Origin of the sequence: Amycolatopsis lexingtonensis, assembly GCF_014873755.1 — a bacterium.
Classification (GTDB): domain Bacteria; phylum Actinomycetota; class Actinomycetes; order Mycobacteriales; family Pseudonocardiaceae; genus Amycolatopsis; species Amycolatopsis lexingtonensis.
Genome location: NZ_JADBEG010000001.1, coordinates 3,551,142 through 3,564,855, shown reverse-complemented (window position 1 = coordinate 3,564,855; position 13,714 = coordinate 3,551,142). Strand labels below are relative to the sequence as shown.

Here is a 13,714-nt window from a genome sequence, read left to right as displayed (position 1 = left end):
TTCACATCCGCGCGATGGCCATCAACGTGCTTTGATCGTCCATTCGAGACAGACGCTCGTGCAGGGCGTCGGAGTAGAGCCAGTCGCGGATCGGTGCCGCCGGGTCCGACGGGAACCACCACAGGCTCGGCTCGCCGCCCACGGCAAGGTCATCGGCCCAATAACGCGCCAGAGCCGCGATCCCCGCGTCGGCGTCGGCGGGCAACGTGTCCAGGTGGCTCAGCCAGTGCGGCAAGTCGTGGTCGACATGCGCCGCGGCGCAGACCAGCGTCGCCACGTCACGCGGGGGCGGGGCGCCGGTGACGGCACGCGCCAGCATCGCGCGGAGCGCCGCGCGCACCGCGTCTCGCTCCTCAGCCGGCCAGGCGGAAAAGCGCGCGAAGGCCAAGCCGCGCAACAGCAGCTCATCCGGCGAAGCTTCCAGCACAGCGAGGATCCGCGGCGCGAGTCCGCGCCACACGAGGCCGTACTGCTCCTGCGTCCAGTGATCGGTGACCTCTCTCGCGAAAGCCGCGACGAGATCGTCCGGCACCAACGCCGGATCACCGCCGAGCAGGTCCAGGTCCGACCGCGAGTAGCAATAGGCGCAGCCGACCACCGACCCGGCTCGGGGCACTCCGGCGAACACCTGACCGAGATCCATGCCCCACACCCTACGGCCCGGTGCGGCTTCAGCCGTTGCGCACGATCCGCCAGCGGTTGGCCGCCGCGCCGTTGTCGGGGCCTTGGACGGCGAACGCGCCCGTGGCCGTCGAGCCGTTCTCGATGGTCAACAGCTTGCCGCTGTTGACGTTGCGGATCTTCGCCGTGCCGTCGCCCTGGTCGACGACGGTCCACCGGTGGTCGGCCGTGCCGTTGTCCGACCACTGCAGGACGCGGGCGTTGTCCGCCGTCGACATGTCCAGGACGCCGAGCACCTTGCCGCTGTTGGCGTTGCGGAACCGGACGGCCGTCCCGTCCGTGATGATCTCCCAGTTGTGGTCCGCCGTGCCGCTGTCCGACCACTGCAGCGCGCGGCCGCCGTCGGCGGTGGACATGTTCTCGATGCCCAGCACCAGCCCGCTGCCCACGTTGACCAGCCGGCTCGTCGTCCCGCCGGAGCCGCCCCCGGTGTTCCAGTAGGCCGTGTAGTTGAAGCCCTGCGCGTCGTAGAAGGGCACGAGGGTGACCGGCGAGCCGTTGGCCTTCGCGCTGAAGGCGAGCGCGGTGGTGCTCGTCCGCGTGACCGAGTTCGGGTCGAGGGACGGCAGCGCGCCGAGCGTGCTGCTGCCGTAGTTGCCGGCCAGGACCACCGGGCCGTAGGTGACCGCGGCCACGTTCGCGTTGTCGTTGGCCGCCTTGAGGGCGACCTTCATGGGCAGCCGGACGGTGACCGTGTCACCCGAGGCCCACGACCGCGACACCGTGGCGTAACTGCCGGGCGTGGCGGTCACGTTCTGCGCGACGCCGTTGACGGTGATGGTCGCCCCGCTCGCCCAGCCCGGGATGCGCAGGCGCATGGCCCAGGTGCCGCTCACACTGCCGGTGACCGTCAACGTGGTGGTGTCACCGGCCGGGTATGACGTCGTCTGGGTGACGGTGATGCCGCGCTGGGTCCAGGTGAGCACCGAAGGCAGGAACAGGTTCACGATCAGCGTCGTGTCGCTGTAGAAGTAGATCGAGTCCGCCAGCTTCGTCTGGGTTTCCAGCCCGCTGCCCTGGCAGCACCAGAACGAGCCGTAGTCGGTGCTCCACGTGCCGCCGCCCCACGCCGGGCCGAGACCGCGGCGGCCGCCCGGGTTGAGGGAGCTGAAGTACGTGACGTGGCCGTGGCTGTCGGCCGGGTTCTGCTGGCCGATCATCTGGTTGAGCAGCGCCCGCTCGTAGTAGTCGGCCAGGTCGGCGCGGTCCGGGTAGAGGCTGAACAGCTCCCTGGTCAGCTTGAGCATGTTGTAGGTGTTGCAGCTCTCGCACGTGTCCTGGTTGAGGTACCCGGCGATGGCGTTGGGGGCGCGGAAGTGCTCGGCCTGGCTGTTGCCGCCGATGGCGTAGGTGTGCGCGCCGACGGTGATGTTCCACGCGTTGGTGGCGATGTCGCGGTAGCGGGTGGTGCCGGTCGCCTTGTACTCCTGCGCGGCGCCGATCCACTTGGGGATCTGGGTGTTGGCGTGCAGCCCGTTGAGCTGGTCCCGGTTCGCCGCCAGCGGGTCGAACACGGCGGCGTGGTCGAACCGCTGCGCGACGGTGAGCCACCGTGCGTCGCCGGTGTACTGGTAGAGGTCGGTCAGCACCGCGTTCATGCCGCCGAACTCGGTGCCCAGCACGGATTGCTGCTGCGCGTAGCTGAGCCGTCCGGTCCGCCGGTCGACCCACGCCGCCAGGTTCAGCAGCACGTCGCGGGCCTGGGTGCTGCCGACGTACCGCCACACGTCGAGCAGGCCGGCCATGGTCTTGTGGATGCAGTAGTACGGCACGTTGCCGTTCGACAAGCGCCCGGCCTCGAGGTTGTCGAAGTCGGCCTCGGGGAAGCCGGACAGGTACCCGGCGGTGAACCCGGCGGCGCTGTTGTTGGCCTGGCATTTGGCCAGCTCGGCGACCATGGAGGTGGCCTTGTCCCGGCACGTCGTGTCTCCGGCGACCGCCCACAGCTGGGCCCACGCGGTGAGGAAGTGCCCCTGCACGTGGCCGCGGAATGGGAAGTCCGGCGCGTCCCAGCCGCCGTTGGTGGCGGCGCCGCCGGTGGACAGCCGGTGGTTGGCCCGGAAGTTGTAGAGCAGCCGGCCGACGTCGACGAACCGCAGGTAGTTCTGCGTCCGGTTCTGGTTGTCCAGCCACCGGCTCGCCGTCAGCCGCACCTGGCCGAGCTCGAACGGGAACGCGGACACGCCGGCCTCCGGCCGGACCGGCCCGGTGGCGGCGCCGGCGGCGGGCGTCCACCCGAAGGCGGATCCGGCCGCGGAAACGAGGGCGCCGGCGCCGGCGGCTTGGAGCAACCGCCGCCGGGTGAAGGGTGAGGTCACGGGGTTCTCCGTTCGTCCAGCGTCGGACCGGAGGGGAACGTTAGCGCTAACATTGAGGCTTGTCACGTACTTCGCGGCCGGTCTGCGCCCCGGCGGGCCGGCGATCACCGGCCCGTTCGCTGCTCAGCCACGGTGACTGCCGGCAGGACAGGTGAGCGGCGGCGGATGAAACTTACCCGGCCCGGGTGGCCGGTCGAGCGGGGCTGACGAGGTCCCGTCCGGCGAGGCGGGGAGACCACCGGGTCACAGGCGCGAGGCCGTGCGGACCAGGCTCGCCAGGGCCGGGGAACGGCTGTGCGCGGGCCAGGCGATGTGGGTGACGACAGGAGGTGCGTCGCGCAAGGGGACGGCGGCGTGCTCGGCCCACAGCCAGGTGCGGGCCGAGTCGGGCAGGACGGCCACGGTGCGGCCGAGTGCGATCAGCTGGGCCAGCTGCGTCTGGTCGTGGATCTCGGGTCCCGGGCCGGGCGGGTAACCGCCGTGGCGGGGCCAGCGGGCGAGGGGGAGGTCGGGGACGTCGCCGACCTCGGCCAGCGACAACGTCTTGCGCGCGGCGAGGGGGTGTCCCGCGGGGAGGATGGCGATCTGCCCCTCGGTCATCAGTTCCTCGCTGTCGAAGCCGGCGAGGGAATTGAACGGCGCGTGCATGAGCGCGACGTCGGCGCGGCCGTCACGCAGCATCCCTTCTTGTTCGCACATGCCGCTCGGGAGGACCTCGATCTCGGCGGCGCCCGGTTCGGCCGCGTAGGCGTCGAGGAGCTTGTGCAGCAGTTCGTGGAACGCGCCGGCCTTCACCGCCAGCACCAGGCGGTCGCGGGAGCCGTCCGCCGTGGCGGCGGCGCCGGCACGGCGGGTGCGGCGAGCCGCGGCCGCGGTCGCGTCGAGAGCCGCGCGGCCCTCGTGCAGCAGCATCTCCCCGGCTCCGGTCAGCGAGACGCCACGGCGGTCACGCTTCAGCAGGGACACCCCGAGCCGCCGCTCCAGCTGCTGGATCGCCCGGGACAGCGGCGGCTGGGCCATGCCGAGGCGCTCCGCCGCACGGCCGAAATGCAGTTCCTCGGCGACGGCCACGAAGTACCTCAGCTCACGGGTCTCCAGGGTGTCCGCGGTGTCCATGGCCGCAGCATACTGCGGTCATACCGACTGGGTATCACAGCTCACCGGATCGGTGTTGGCCGCACCGCTCGTCCGGGAGCGACCATCGACGGCATGAACAACGCATCCCCCGCTGCACCGCTGCCCGGCGGCACCTGGTCTCTCGGCGAGCTGACGGTCACCCGGTTCGGTTACGGCGCCATGCAGCTGGCCGGCCCCGGCGTCATGGGCCCGCCTGCCGACCACGACGGCGCACTCGCGGTGCTGCGCGAAGCCGTCGAGCTCGGCATCACCCACATCGACACCAGCAACGCCTACGGGCCAGGCGTCACCAACCGGCTGATCCGCGAAGCACTGCACCCCTACCCGGACTCGCTGCACATCGTGACCAAGGTCGGCGCGACCCGCGACGAGCAGGGTGGCTGGCCCCCGGCCCGGCGGCCCGACGACCTGCGCCGCGCGGTGCGCGAAAACCTGGAGACCCTCGGCGTCGAGCGGCTCGACCTGGTCAACCTCCGGCTCGGCAATGCCCTCGGCCCGCAGCCCGGTTCGCTCGCCGAGGCGTTCGAAACGCTCGCCGAGCTGCAGCGGCAAGGCCTGATCCGGCACTTGGGAGTCAGCAACGCGACGGCGGAGCAGATCGCCGAAGCCCAGACGATCGCGCCGATCGTGTGCGTGCAGAACCTGTACAACCTCGCCTACCGCCACGACGACGAACTGATCGACGAACTCGCCGGCAAGGGCATCGCCTACGTGCCCTTCTTCCCGCTCGGCGGCTTCAGCCCGCTGCAGTCCTCGGCGTTGTCGGCCGTCGCGTCGCGACTGGACACGGCACCGATGTCGGTCGCCCTGGCCTGGCTGCTGCACCGGGCGCCGAACATCCTGCTCATCCCCGGCACCTCCTCGGTGGCGCACCTGACCGAGAACGTCGCCGGCGCCGGACTTCAGCTTTCCGGCGAAGAACTCGCCGAGCTCGACAAGATCGGCCGCTGAGTCACCGGGGACTTCACGCCATGGTTCAGACCGCTCGCGGGCGGGGCACGAGGGACTGGCCGGTGGGCAGGGACGAGACCGCGCCGGGGCGGGTCGAATTCCAGGTCAGCAGCCGCTGGAGCTGCTCGGGCGTGAGCGCCGCACGGCGGGCGAGGGTGGCCAGGTCGGCGTGGTGCAGTCCCGGTTGGGTGCCGGCCCGGGCGAGCCGGCCGAGCCAGAGCTGCTCGTCGATCCAGGCTGCCCGGCCGCGGTCGGTGAGCAGGTGGAGGTGTTCGGAGCAGCAGACCGTCACCGGGCGCCAGCCGTCGCACCCCGGATCGAGCTCGTCCACGACCGAGGAGTCCGGAACCAGGGAACCGATCACGTCTCTCGGCGCGATCGACTGCCCGCAGACATCACAGATCCGGGCCGGGACCTGTCCGGGCCCATCGAAAACGTGTCGTGGTACCGCCTGCACGGCCGCCTCCACGGGTGGGTGAAACGCGGTCCGAGCCCCGATCCGGGGTCTTGGGCGTGAAAGGCTCGAGTCGTCCTGGTCACGACCCCACCAGCATGGCACATCCGGCGCGGCCTGACGTTGCTTGTCCGTCACGTATTCCCGGCGCGAGGTGGGCGCGTACACTGACGGCGAGTGCCCCGGACCCCGGTGCGACGACCAGTCGACCGAGGGGCCTGTCATGGCACGCATCGAACTCGCGGGGATCGCCGAGCCCCACCGGAGCACGGTCACCGCGATCATTGATCTAGCCCGTCAAGGCCTGTTCACCGATGCGCAGGCGCTCCTGATGATCGGCCGGATCCGCGCCGCGGCCGGTGGCTCCGTCATCCCGACTCCGCGCACCGGCGTGGAACCCTCATGACGGCGACCTCCGCCTGTTTTGCCGCGCGCCTTTCCGACGGCCGCGGGGCCCCAGCCGCTGGGCGGACCGTCGCCGCGCGAGCCCGGAACCAGGACGGTGAGCCGCGATGACCACCCGAGTGGGTGCCGAGCGGGCGGGCGCCGCGGAACCGCGGCCGGATGCCCGCGAACCCCTCGCGCGACTGCTGCGCGACCTCCGCACCACCACCGGAGGACTGACTTCGCGGGAAGCGTCCCGCCGGCTGCTGGCCCGGGGCCCGAACGAGCTGCCGGCGAACCGGTCCCGGCACTGGCCGCTCGCCCTGCTGCGTCAGGTGATCCACCCGCTGGCGTTGCTGCTTTGGGTAGCGGCTGGCCTGTCCTGGCTCGCCGGGACCACCAGCCTGGCGTACGCGATCGTCGGCGTGATCGTGCTCAACGGTGTCCTCGCCTTCGTCCAGGAACAGCAGGCCGAGCGGGCCGTCGACGCGCTGGGCGCGTACCTGCCCGCTCAGGCGTCCGCGCTGCGCGATGGCCGGCCGCGATCCGTTCCGGTGCGGGAACTGGTCCCCGGTGACGTCCTGCTGATCGCCGAGGGCGATCGCGTGCCCGCCGACGTGCGGCTCGTCGACGGGCTGCTCGAGGTGGACGCCTCGATGCTGACCGGCGAGCCGGGGCCGGTGACCCGCACCGCGGACGCGGTCGACGACGCCGATCGGGCGCTCGACTCGCCGGTGCTGGTGTTCAGCGGCACCGCCTGCGTCGGCGGTGCCGCCCGCGGCGTGGTCCACGCCACCGGGCGGCACACCGAGATCGGGCGGATCGCTGCGCTGACGGCGGGGATCGGCCACGAGGAGAGCCCGCTGGAACGGCAGGTCCGCCGGGTGGCCTGGCTCATCGCCGGCGTCGCACTCGCCGTCGGGATCGGCTTCCTGCCGCTGGGCGTCGCGGCGGGCCTCACGTGGCCGGCCGCGTTCGTGTTCGCGATCGGCCTGCTGGTGGCGAACGTCCCCGAAGGGCTGTTGCCGACGATCACGCTGGCGCTGGCCGGCGGGGTGCGTTCGATGGCGAAGTCCGGCGCGCTCGTCAAACGGCTGTCGGCGGTGGAGACCCTCGGGTCGACGACGGTGATCTGCACGGACAAGACCGGGACGCTCACCCGCAACGCCATGCACGTCGTGGAGGCGCGTGACCCGGCGGGGGAGCGGCTGACCGGATCCGCGCCGCTGGCCGAAACCCTCGCCCGGTGCAGTACCGCGGATCTCGAATCGCGCACCGGAGACCCCACCGAGCTGGCCCTGCTCGAGTTCGCGGCCACGAGCGGCGTGCGGCTCGACGCGTCCGCAAGGGACGCCGGCCGGGTGGTGCTGTACCCGTTCGACCCCCGGCTCAAGATGATGTCCACAGTGGACGGATTGCCTGCCGGACGCCGCGTGCGCGACATGAAAGGCGCACCCGAGAAGGTCGTTCCCCGCTGCCTGACCGCCCTCGACGCGGCCGGTCACGAGGCCGGCCTGACCGCGCCGCGCCGGGCCCGGATCACCGAGCTGGTGGACGAGATGGCCGGCCGCGGGCTGCGGGTGCTGGCCGTCGCCGACGGACCGGTGCCCGGCGAGGTCCCGCTCACCCGCGACGCGGCCGAATCCGGGATGCGCCTGCTCGGTCTCGTCGGGCTGGCCGACCCGCCCCGTCCGGAAGTCGCCGGCGCCGTCGCGGCGTGCCACTCGGCCGGGATCACCGTGCACGTGGTGACCGGGGACAACGGGCTGACCGCGGCGGAGATCGCGCGCCAGGTGGGGATCCGCGTGGGCCGCGTCATCGACGGCGGCGAACTGCTCGCGATGCCGGAGGCGGAGCTGGACGCGGCGCTGGCGACCGGAGAGGAGCTGGTGTTCGCCCGCGTGGCGCCGGAGGACAAGCTGCGGATCGCCGACGCGCTGCGCCACGGTGGCGCGGTCGTCGCGATGACCGGTGACGGCGTGAACGACGCGCCCGCGCTCCGGCGGGCGGACATCGGCGTCGCGATGGGGGCCGGCGGGACGGACGTCGCCAAGGAGGCGGCGACCGTCGTGCTCACCGACGACAACTTCGCCACGATCGTCGCGGGCGTCCGCGAAGGCCGCCGGGTCTACGACAACGTCCGCAAGTTCGTGCTGTACATCTTCGCGCACGCCGTCCCCGAAGTGCTGCCGTTCCTGTTGTTCGCGATCTCGGGCGGCGCGATCCCGCTGCCGCTGACCGTGCTGCAGATCCTGGCGATCGACCTCGGCACCGAAACCCTGCCCGCACTCGCCCTCGGGCGTGAGCCGGCCGAGCCCGGCTTGATGGACCGGCGTCCCCGCAGCCGGTCCGAGGGTGTCGTCTCCGGGCGGATGCTCCTGCGCGCCTGGGGAATCATGGGCCTGCTCTCGGGAATCCTGGTGCTGGCCGCCTTCTTCGCGGTCCTGTACGAGGCGGGCTGGCACTACGGCGCCGACGTCTCGGCCGGCGCGCCGCTGCACCACGCCTACCTGCAGGCCACCACGGCGAGTTTCGCCGCGATCGTGTTCTGCCAGCTCGGTACCGCGTTCGCCGCGCGTACCCAGCGGGCGTCGCTGCGTTCGGTCGGGCTCACCACGAACCGGTTGCTGCTGGCCGGCCTGGCCTTCGAGCTGGCGTTCGCCGCGGTCCTGATCTACGTCCCGGCGCTGCAGCCGGTGTTCGGCACCGCCGCGCTGCCCGCCTGGGTGATCGCGCTGCTGCTGCCGATGCCGCTGCTCGTGTGGGGCGCCGACGAGCTGTTCCGCTGGGTGGGTCGCCGGCACACCAGGGGCGTCCGATGAGAGTGCTCACGGGGAACCCGGGCTCGTCGAGCGTCAAGCTGGTGGTCCGGCGGCGTCCGATCGACGCGTCGACGCCGCCGCACCAGCCGCTGTCGCCGGAACTGGCCGCGGGTGCCGGTGGGCCTCGCGATCGGTGACGAACGGCCGCAGCGCGCCCGGCGGGCACGCACCTAGCGTGAAGGCCGACGGAAGAGGAGTTCGATGCAAGCACGCGACATCATGAGCAGCCCCGTCGTCACCGTGACACCGGACATGACGGTGAAGTACGCCGCGAACCTGTTGTCCGCCCACGGCTTCACCGCGCTCCCGGTCCTCGACGACGACGGCCGGCTCATCGGCGTGGTGACCGAGGCGGACCTCGTGCGGGACCGGTTTCCGCGTGACGCGCGGTACCGCCCGGCCGACGGCACCGGCCCGGACGACCCACCGAGGCCGCCGGCCGGGACGGTCGGCGGGGTGCTGACCACCCCGGCGGTCGGGATGGGCGCGGGCACCGACGTGGTCGACCTCGTCCGCGTCCTGCTCGAAGACCGGATCCGCAGCATGCCGATCGTCGACGGCGCCCACGTCGTCGGCATCGTCACCCGGCGCGACCTCGTCCGGGCGCTCGCCCGCGACGACGAAGTCATTTCGGCCGACGTGCGCCACCAGTTGTCGATCTACGGCGGGGCGGCGCGCTGGACCGTCGCGGTGCACGGCGGCGAGGTCGAGGTCGTGGACGCCTTCGACGACGAAACCGACCGGCACGTCGCGACCGTGCTGGCGCAGGCGGTGCCCGGGGTGACCGCGGTCCGCGTGAGCGGCACCAGCCCGGCCGGCTGACCGGTCGGCCCGACCCACCCGGCGGAAGGCCACGGCGATGCACCAGACCACGACCTCGACCGGCACCACGACCACGGCTTCGGCGTACGAGGAGCACGAGCGGGACCTGGACCTGAGGTGGTGGGCCGCGGCGAACTACCTGACCGTCGCCCAGATCTACCTGCAGGACAACCCGCTGCTGCGCGAACCCCTCTCGGTGGAGGACATCAAGCCGCGCCTGCTCGGCCACTGGGGCACCAGCCCCGGGCTGTCGATGATCTACACCCTGCTCAACCGGCTCATCCGCGACACCGGCGCCGACTGCGTCTACGTCGCCGGACCCGGCCACGGCGGACCGGCCCTGCTCGCGAACGCCTACCTCGAAGGCACCTACGGCGAGGCGTACCCCGCCGTCTCCGCCGACATCGTCGGGCTGACCCGGCTGGTACGGCAGTTCTCCACGCCCGGGGGCGTGCCGAGCCACGTCGGAGTCCAGACGCCCGGGAGCATCCACGAGGGCGGCGAGCTCGGCTACTCCCTGGCCCATGCCGCCGGCGCCGCGTTCGACCACCCTGACCTGATCGTGGCCTGCGTGGTCGGGGACGGTGAGGCGGAGACCGGCCCGCTGGCGGGGTCCTGGAAGATCCCCGCCTTCCTCAACGCCCGCCGCGACGGTGCCGTGCTGCCGATCCTGCACCTCAACGGGTACAAGATCGCCGGGCCCACCGTGCTCGGCCGGGCCGACGACACCGACGTGCTCGGGTTGCTGACGGCGCAGGGCTGGGACCCGGTCCTCGTGGCCGGGGACGACCCCGCCGCGGTGTTCACCGACCTGCACCGCGTCCTCACCGCCGCTCACGACCGGATCCGCGACAACCAGCGGCAGGCCCGCACCGGCGTGGCCGAGCCGTTCCGCCCGGTCCGCTGGCCGGCCATCGTCCTCCGGACGCCGAAGGGCTGGACCGGCCCGGAGGTCGTCGACGGCGTCGCCGTCGAAGGCACGTTCCGGGCGCACCAGGTGCCGCTGACCCTGGTCCGGGAGGACGTCGGACACTTCCGGCTGCTGGAGCGGTGGCTGCGGTCCTACGCGCCGGAAACCCTGTTCGACGCCACCGGACGGCTCGTCCCGGAACTGCGAGCGCTTGCCCCCGAAGGTGACAAGCGGATGTCCGCCAGCCCGTACGCCAACGGCGGCAGGCTGCTGCACCGGCTCGACGTCCCCGCCCTGGCCCCGTATGCCGTCACCGTGCCGTCGCCCGGTGTCGTGCACCACGGCAACACCCGTCCGTTCGGTGAGCTGCTGCGCGACGTCTACCGCGCCAGCACCCGGGAATCCGACGGCGGCGGCACGTTCCGCCTGTTCTGCCCGGACGAAACGGCCAGCAACCGGCTCGGCGCCGTCTTCGAGGCCACCGACCGCTGCCTGCAGGCGCCGATCCTCACCACCGACGACCACGTCTCACCCGAGGGCCGCGTCATGGAGGTGCTCTCGGAACACCTGTGCCAGGGCTGGCTCGAGGGCTACCTGCTTTCGGGTCGCCACGGCGTGTTCGCGACCTACGAAGCGTTCGCGATGGTCTCGGCCTCCATGCTGATCCAGCACGCCAAGTGGCTGCAGCACGCCGCGGACCTGCCCTGGCGCCGCTCGGTCGCGTCGCTCAACGTCCTGTTGACCTCGACCTGCTGGCGCAACGACAACAACGGTTTCTCGCACCAGGGGCCGGGCCTGATCGACATCGCCATCCCGCTCGCGCCCGCTGTCGTGCGCCTCTGGTTCCCGCCGGACGCCAACACCACCCTGTCGGTGGCGGAGCAGTGCCTGCGCAGCCGCGACCACGTCAACCTGATCGTCGCGGACAAGCAGGAGCACCTGCAGTACCTCGACATCGAGGAAGCGGCCGCCCACTGCGCCGCGGGAGCGTCGACCTGGGACTGGGCCGGCACCGAGACGACCGGCGGCGAACCCGACATCGTGCTCGCCGCCGCCGGTGACGTGCCGACGCTGGAGGTCCTGGCCGCGGCCCGGCTGCTCCGCGACTACGTCCCGTACCTGCGGGTGCGGGTGGTCAACGTGGTCGACCTGATGGGCCTGCTCCCGCCCGCCGACCACCCGCACGGGTTCGGCGAGCGGAAGTTCGAGCGGCTGTTCAGCGCCACCACCGACGTCGTGTTCGCCTTCCACGGCTACCCCCGGGCCGTGCACCAGCTGCTGCACGGCCGCCCCGGGCCGGGCCGGTTCCACGTCCGCGGTTACACCGAGCAGGGCACCACCACCACGCCGTTCGACATGGTCGTGCTCAACCGGATGAGCCGCTACCACCTCGCCCTCGAAGCACTGCGCAGGTCCGCCCGGGTCCCCGAAGGCGGCGTGGCACTGGCCGGGCACTGCCAGGCCATGCTGACCCGCCACCACGGCTACATTCGTGAACACTTCGAGGACATGCCGGAAATCCGCGGCTGGACCTGGGCCGGCTGACACGCCGACGGTGCGCATCAGCCGCGGATCATCCGCATTCTCCTGTCAGCAAGGGAAGTTGGGCTGAACGAAAGGCTCACCGGTACCGGGGCGCGGTATGCTGAGGGGGACAGCGCCGAAGTGCCGAGTCCCCGCTCTTGCGACGACCGACAGCCGACGAACGTCCGCACCGGATCCGTGCAGTGTCCGGCGTGGCGAGAGCCGGACGGCGATGCTTGGAGCGAACCCATGAGAATCAGCGCGCTGGCCGGCCGTCGTCGTCACGACCTCGCAGCGGAACCGTTGGTGCTGATCATGTTCGGCCCGCACGGGACACCGTCGCTCCCGTCCGGGCTGACGCTGTCGGAGGAGCTGATCGGCCGCACCGCGATCCTGGCCCTGGACGGCGAGTTCGACCTGTACACCGCACCCGAGGTCGACCGGGCCCTCGACCTGATCCTGCGCCGGGCCCCGCGGCGGCTGGTGGTGGACCTTTCGCAGGTCAGTTTCCTGAATTCGGCGGGACTCGAGGTGCTGCTCGCCTGCCACCGGCGCGCCGCTCCGCGGACTGATCTGCGCATCGTCGCGACGACGCGATCGACGTGGCGGCCGCTGCAAATCGCCCGGTTGCACGAAACCCTGGTGATCCACACCTCGCGCGCGGCCGCCGTCGCCGCCCCGGTGTCCAGGGATCCGCGCGCCTGGTTGCCGTGACCGTCGATCACGGCGTGGTAGCGCCTCAATGCCCCCGAGGAGCCGGAGCAGGTGCGTCGGCGGCCCAGGTGTTCCGGAAATCGGTGATCAGGGGGTTGTCATCGCCCGCGCGGGCGGCCAGGACGACCCGGGCCGGCTCGATGTCTTCGATGGGCACGGTGGTCAGGTCGGGGCGCAGCCGGGGCCGCCGGTCGCCGGCGGCCAGGATCAACACCGCGTCCTCCTCGGCGACGAGGTCGAGCTTGTCCTCGAACGATTCGTAGCCGGGCGGCGCGTTCCGGGCCGCAGCGCCGTCCGGACGGGGCTCGAGGCGGGCGAAGTCGCTCCACTCCGGGACGGCGCTCGGGCATTGGGGGAGGACTTCGTCGCGGAGGTCGTCGAAAGCCACCGACTCCTTTCCCGCCAGGCGGTGGCTCGTCGAAACGACCAGGACCCGCGGTTCGGCCCACAGCTCGGTCAGGCGCAGGCGGTCGGCGGGGAAGGGCAGGGGGGCACGGGCCACCAGGGCGTCCACTCGACGGTCGGCGAGGGCGTGGGCGTCGTTCCAGGCCAGGTGGCGAGTACGGATGTGCACCGTGGGATGCCGGTGCCGCAGCCGGCGGACGGCGTGGGTGATCACCAGGTCCTCGGCGTACCCGATGGTGAACTCGCGCGGCGCGCCGGCGTCGCGGGCGGTGGCCTCGGCTTGCTGGGCGGCCTGGAGCAGCGCCTGAGCCCGGGGCAGGAAAGCGCGGCCGGCGTCCGTGAGCCGGCTGCCCTGGGGGGTGCGGTCGAACAGGCGCACGCCCAGGTGGTGCTCGAGGCGCTGGATCTGACGGCTCAGTGACGGTTGCGCGACGCGCAGCACCGCGGCGGCGCGGGCGAAGTTGGCGTGCTCGGCGACGACCGTGAAGTACCCGACCAGCCGGAGGTCGAGATCCGATCCAGGAACACGCACAGCCCCGACGTTACGCCATGCAGCGCGTGCATGACGGGTTGCCGGACAGGTCTTGGACGC

12 protein-coding genes are annotated in these 13,714 nt (G+C 72.0%); 7 read left to right on the top strand and 5 right to left on the bottom strand.

Annotation, left to right across the window (positions count from 1 at the left end):
• Position 1: 1 nt before the first annotated feature.
• The 3 genes from H4696_RS16145 to H4696_RS16135 all read right to left on the bottom strand — a co-directional run bounded on the left by H4696_RS16145 (position 2) and on the right by H4696_RS16135 (position 4,115).
• The gene (locus H4696_RS16145; RefSeq protein ID WP_086861323.1) at positions 2-643 is read right to left on the bottom strand and encodes a hypothetical protein; all 642 of its coding nucleotides are present in this window, start codon (positions 641-643) and stop codon (positions 2-4) included.
• 28 nt (positions 644-671) lie between these two features.
• Positions 672-2,999, bottom strand: a complete 2,328-nt coding sequence (locus tag H4696_RS16140) for a beta-L-arabinofuranosidase domain-containing protein (RefSeq protein ID WP_192782338.1) — start codon at positions 2,997-2,999, stop codon at positions 672-674.
• A 243-nt stretch (positions 3,000-3,242) separates the two neighbouring features.
• Positions 3,243-4,115 carry a LysR family transcriptional regulator gene (locus tag H4696_RS16135; protein ID WP_192782337.1) on the bottom strand — a complete coding sequence of 291 codons (873 nt, stop codon included), beginning with the start codon at positions 4,113-4,115 and terminating at the stop codon, positions 3,243-3,245.
• Between the two features lie 93 nt (positions 4,116-4,208).
• On the opposite strand from H4696_RS16135, the gene H4696_RS16130 reads away from it, so the two are divergent.
• Entirely contained in the window at positions 4,209-5,087 is an 879-nt protein-coding gene (locus H4696_RS16130) for an aldo/keto reductase family oxidoreductase (RefSeq protein ID WP_086864786.1), read from the top strand.
• Positions 5,088-5,112: 25 nt separating this feature from the next.
• Here the strand turns inward: H4696_RS16130 and H4696_RS16125 are convergent, their stop codons facing one another.
• Entirely contained in the window at positions 5,113-5,451 is a 339-nt protein-coding gene (locus tag H4696_RS16125) for a hypothetical protein (RefSeq protein ID WP_086864785.1), read from the bottom strand.
• A gap of 313 nt (positions 5,452-5,764) precedes the next feature.
• Between H4696_RS16125 and H4696_RS16120 the strand changes: the two genes are divergently transcribed.
• The 6 genes from H4696_RS16120 to H4696_RS16095 all read left to right on the top strand — a co-directional run bounded on the left by H4696_RS16120 (position 5,765) and on the right by H4696_RS16095 (position 12,717).
• On the top strand, positions 5,765-5,947 hold the full coding sequence (locus H4696_RS16120; RefSeq protein ID WP_143265410.1) for a hypothetical protein: 183 nt from the start codon (positions 5,765-5,767) through the stop codon (positions 5,945-5,947).
• Positions 5,948-6,053: 106 nt separating this feature from the next.
• Entirely contained in the window at positions 6,054-8,747 is a 2,694-nt protein-coding gene (locus H4696_RS16115) for a cation-translocating P-type ATPase (protein WP_086864783.1), read from the top strand.
• Positions 8,744-8,884 (top strand): hypothetical protein, encoded by a 141-nt coding sequence (locus H4696_RS16110; RefSeq protein WP_158104425.1) that lies wholly within the window; start codon positions 8,744-8,746, stop codon positions 8,882-8,884. Before H4696_RS16115 ends, H4696_RS16110 begins: the two co-directional genes overlap by 4 nt.
• Positions 8,885-8,948: 64 nt before the next feature.
• Positions 8,949-9,569, top strand: a complete 621-nt coding sequence (locus H4696_RS16105) for a CBS domain-containing protein (RefSeq protein ID WP_086864782.1) — start codon at positions 8,949-8,951, stop codon at positions 9,567-9,569.
• 37 nt (positions 9,570-9,606) lie between these two features.
• Complete coding sequence (locus H4696_RS16100) at positions 9,607-12,024, top strand: phosphoketolase family protein (RefSeq protein WP_192782336.1); 2,418 nt, start codon at positions 9,607-9,609, stop codon at positions 12,022-12,024.
• Between the two features lie 228 nt (positions 12,025-12,252).
• Complete coding sequence (locus H4696_RS16095; RefSeq protein ID WP_086864666.1) at positions 12,253-12,717, top strand: STAS domain-containing protein; 465 nt, start codon at positions 12,253-12,255, stop codon at positions 12,715-12,717.
• A gap of 25 nt (positions 12,718-12,742) precedes the next feature.
• On the opposite strand, the gene H4696_RS16090 is transcribed toward H4696_RS16095, so the two are convergent.
• Complete coding sequence (locus H4696_RS16090; protein WP_086864665.1) at positions 12,743-13,654, bottom strand: LysR family transcriptional regulator; 912 nt, start codon at positions 13,652-13,654, stop codon at positions 12,743-12,745.
• Positions 13,655-13,714 lie beyond the last annotated feature (60 nt).

What these genes read in the sequence shown, in the direction of transcription:
- H4696_RS16115 (WP_086864783.1), top strand. Translation starts at nt 6,054, where the DNA reads ATGACCACCCGAGTGGGTGCCGAGCGGGCGGGCGCCGCGGAACCGCGG.
- H4696_RS16110 (WP_158104425.1), top strand. Translation starts at nt 8,744, where the DNA reads ATGAGAGTGCTCACGGGGAACCCGGGCTCGTCGAGCGTCAAGCTGGTG.
- H4696_RS16145 (WP_086861323.1), bottom strand. Translation starts at nt 643, where the DNA reads ATGGATCTCGGTCAGGTGTTCGCCGGAGTGCCCCGAGCCGGGTCGGTG.
- H4696_RS16135 (WP_192782337.1), bottom strand. Translation starts at nt 4,115, where the DNA reads ATGGACACCGCGGACACCCTGGAGACCCGTGAGCTGAGGTACTTCGTG.
- H4696_RS16120 (WP_143265410.1), top strand. Translation starts at nt 5,765, where the DNA reads ATGGCACGCATCGAACTCGCGGGGATCGCCGAGCCCCACCGGAGCACG.
- H4696_RS16130 (WP_086864786.1), top strand. Translation starts at nt 4,209, where the DNA reads ATGAACAACGCATCCCCCGCTGCACCGCTGCCCGGCGGCACCTGGTCT.
- H4696_RS16095 (WP_086864666.1), top strand. Translation starts at nt 12,253, where the DNA reads ATGAGAATCAGCGCGCTGGCCGGCCGTCGTCGTCACGACCTCGCAGCG.
- H4696_RS16105 (WP_086864782.1), top strand. Translation starts at nt 8,949, where the DNA reads ATGCAAGCACGCGACATCATGAGCAGCCCCGTCGTCACCGTGACACCG.
- H4696_RS16100 (WP_192782336.1), top strand. Translation starts at nt 9,607, where the DNA reads ATGCACCAGACCACGACCTCGACCGGCACCACGACCACGGCTTCGGCG.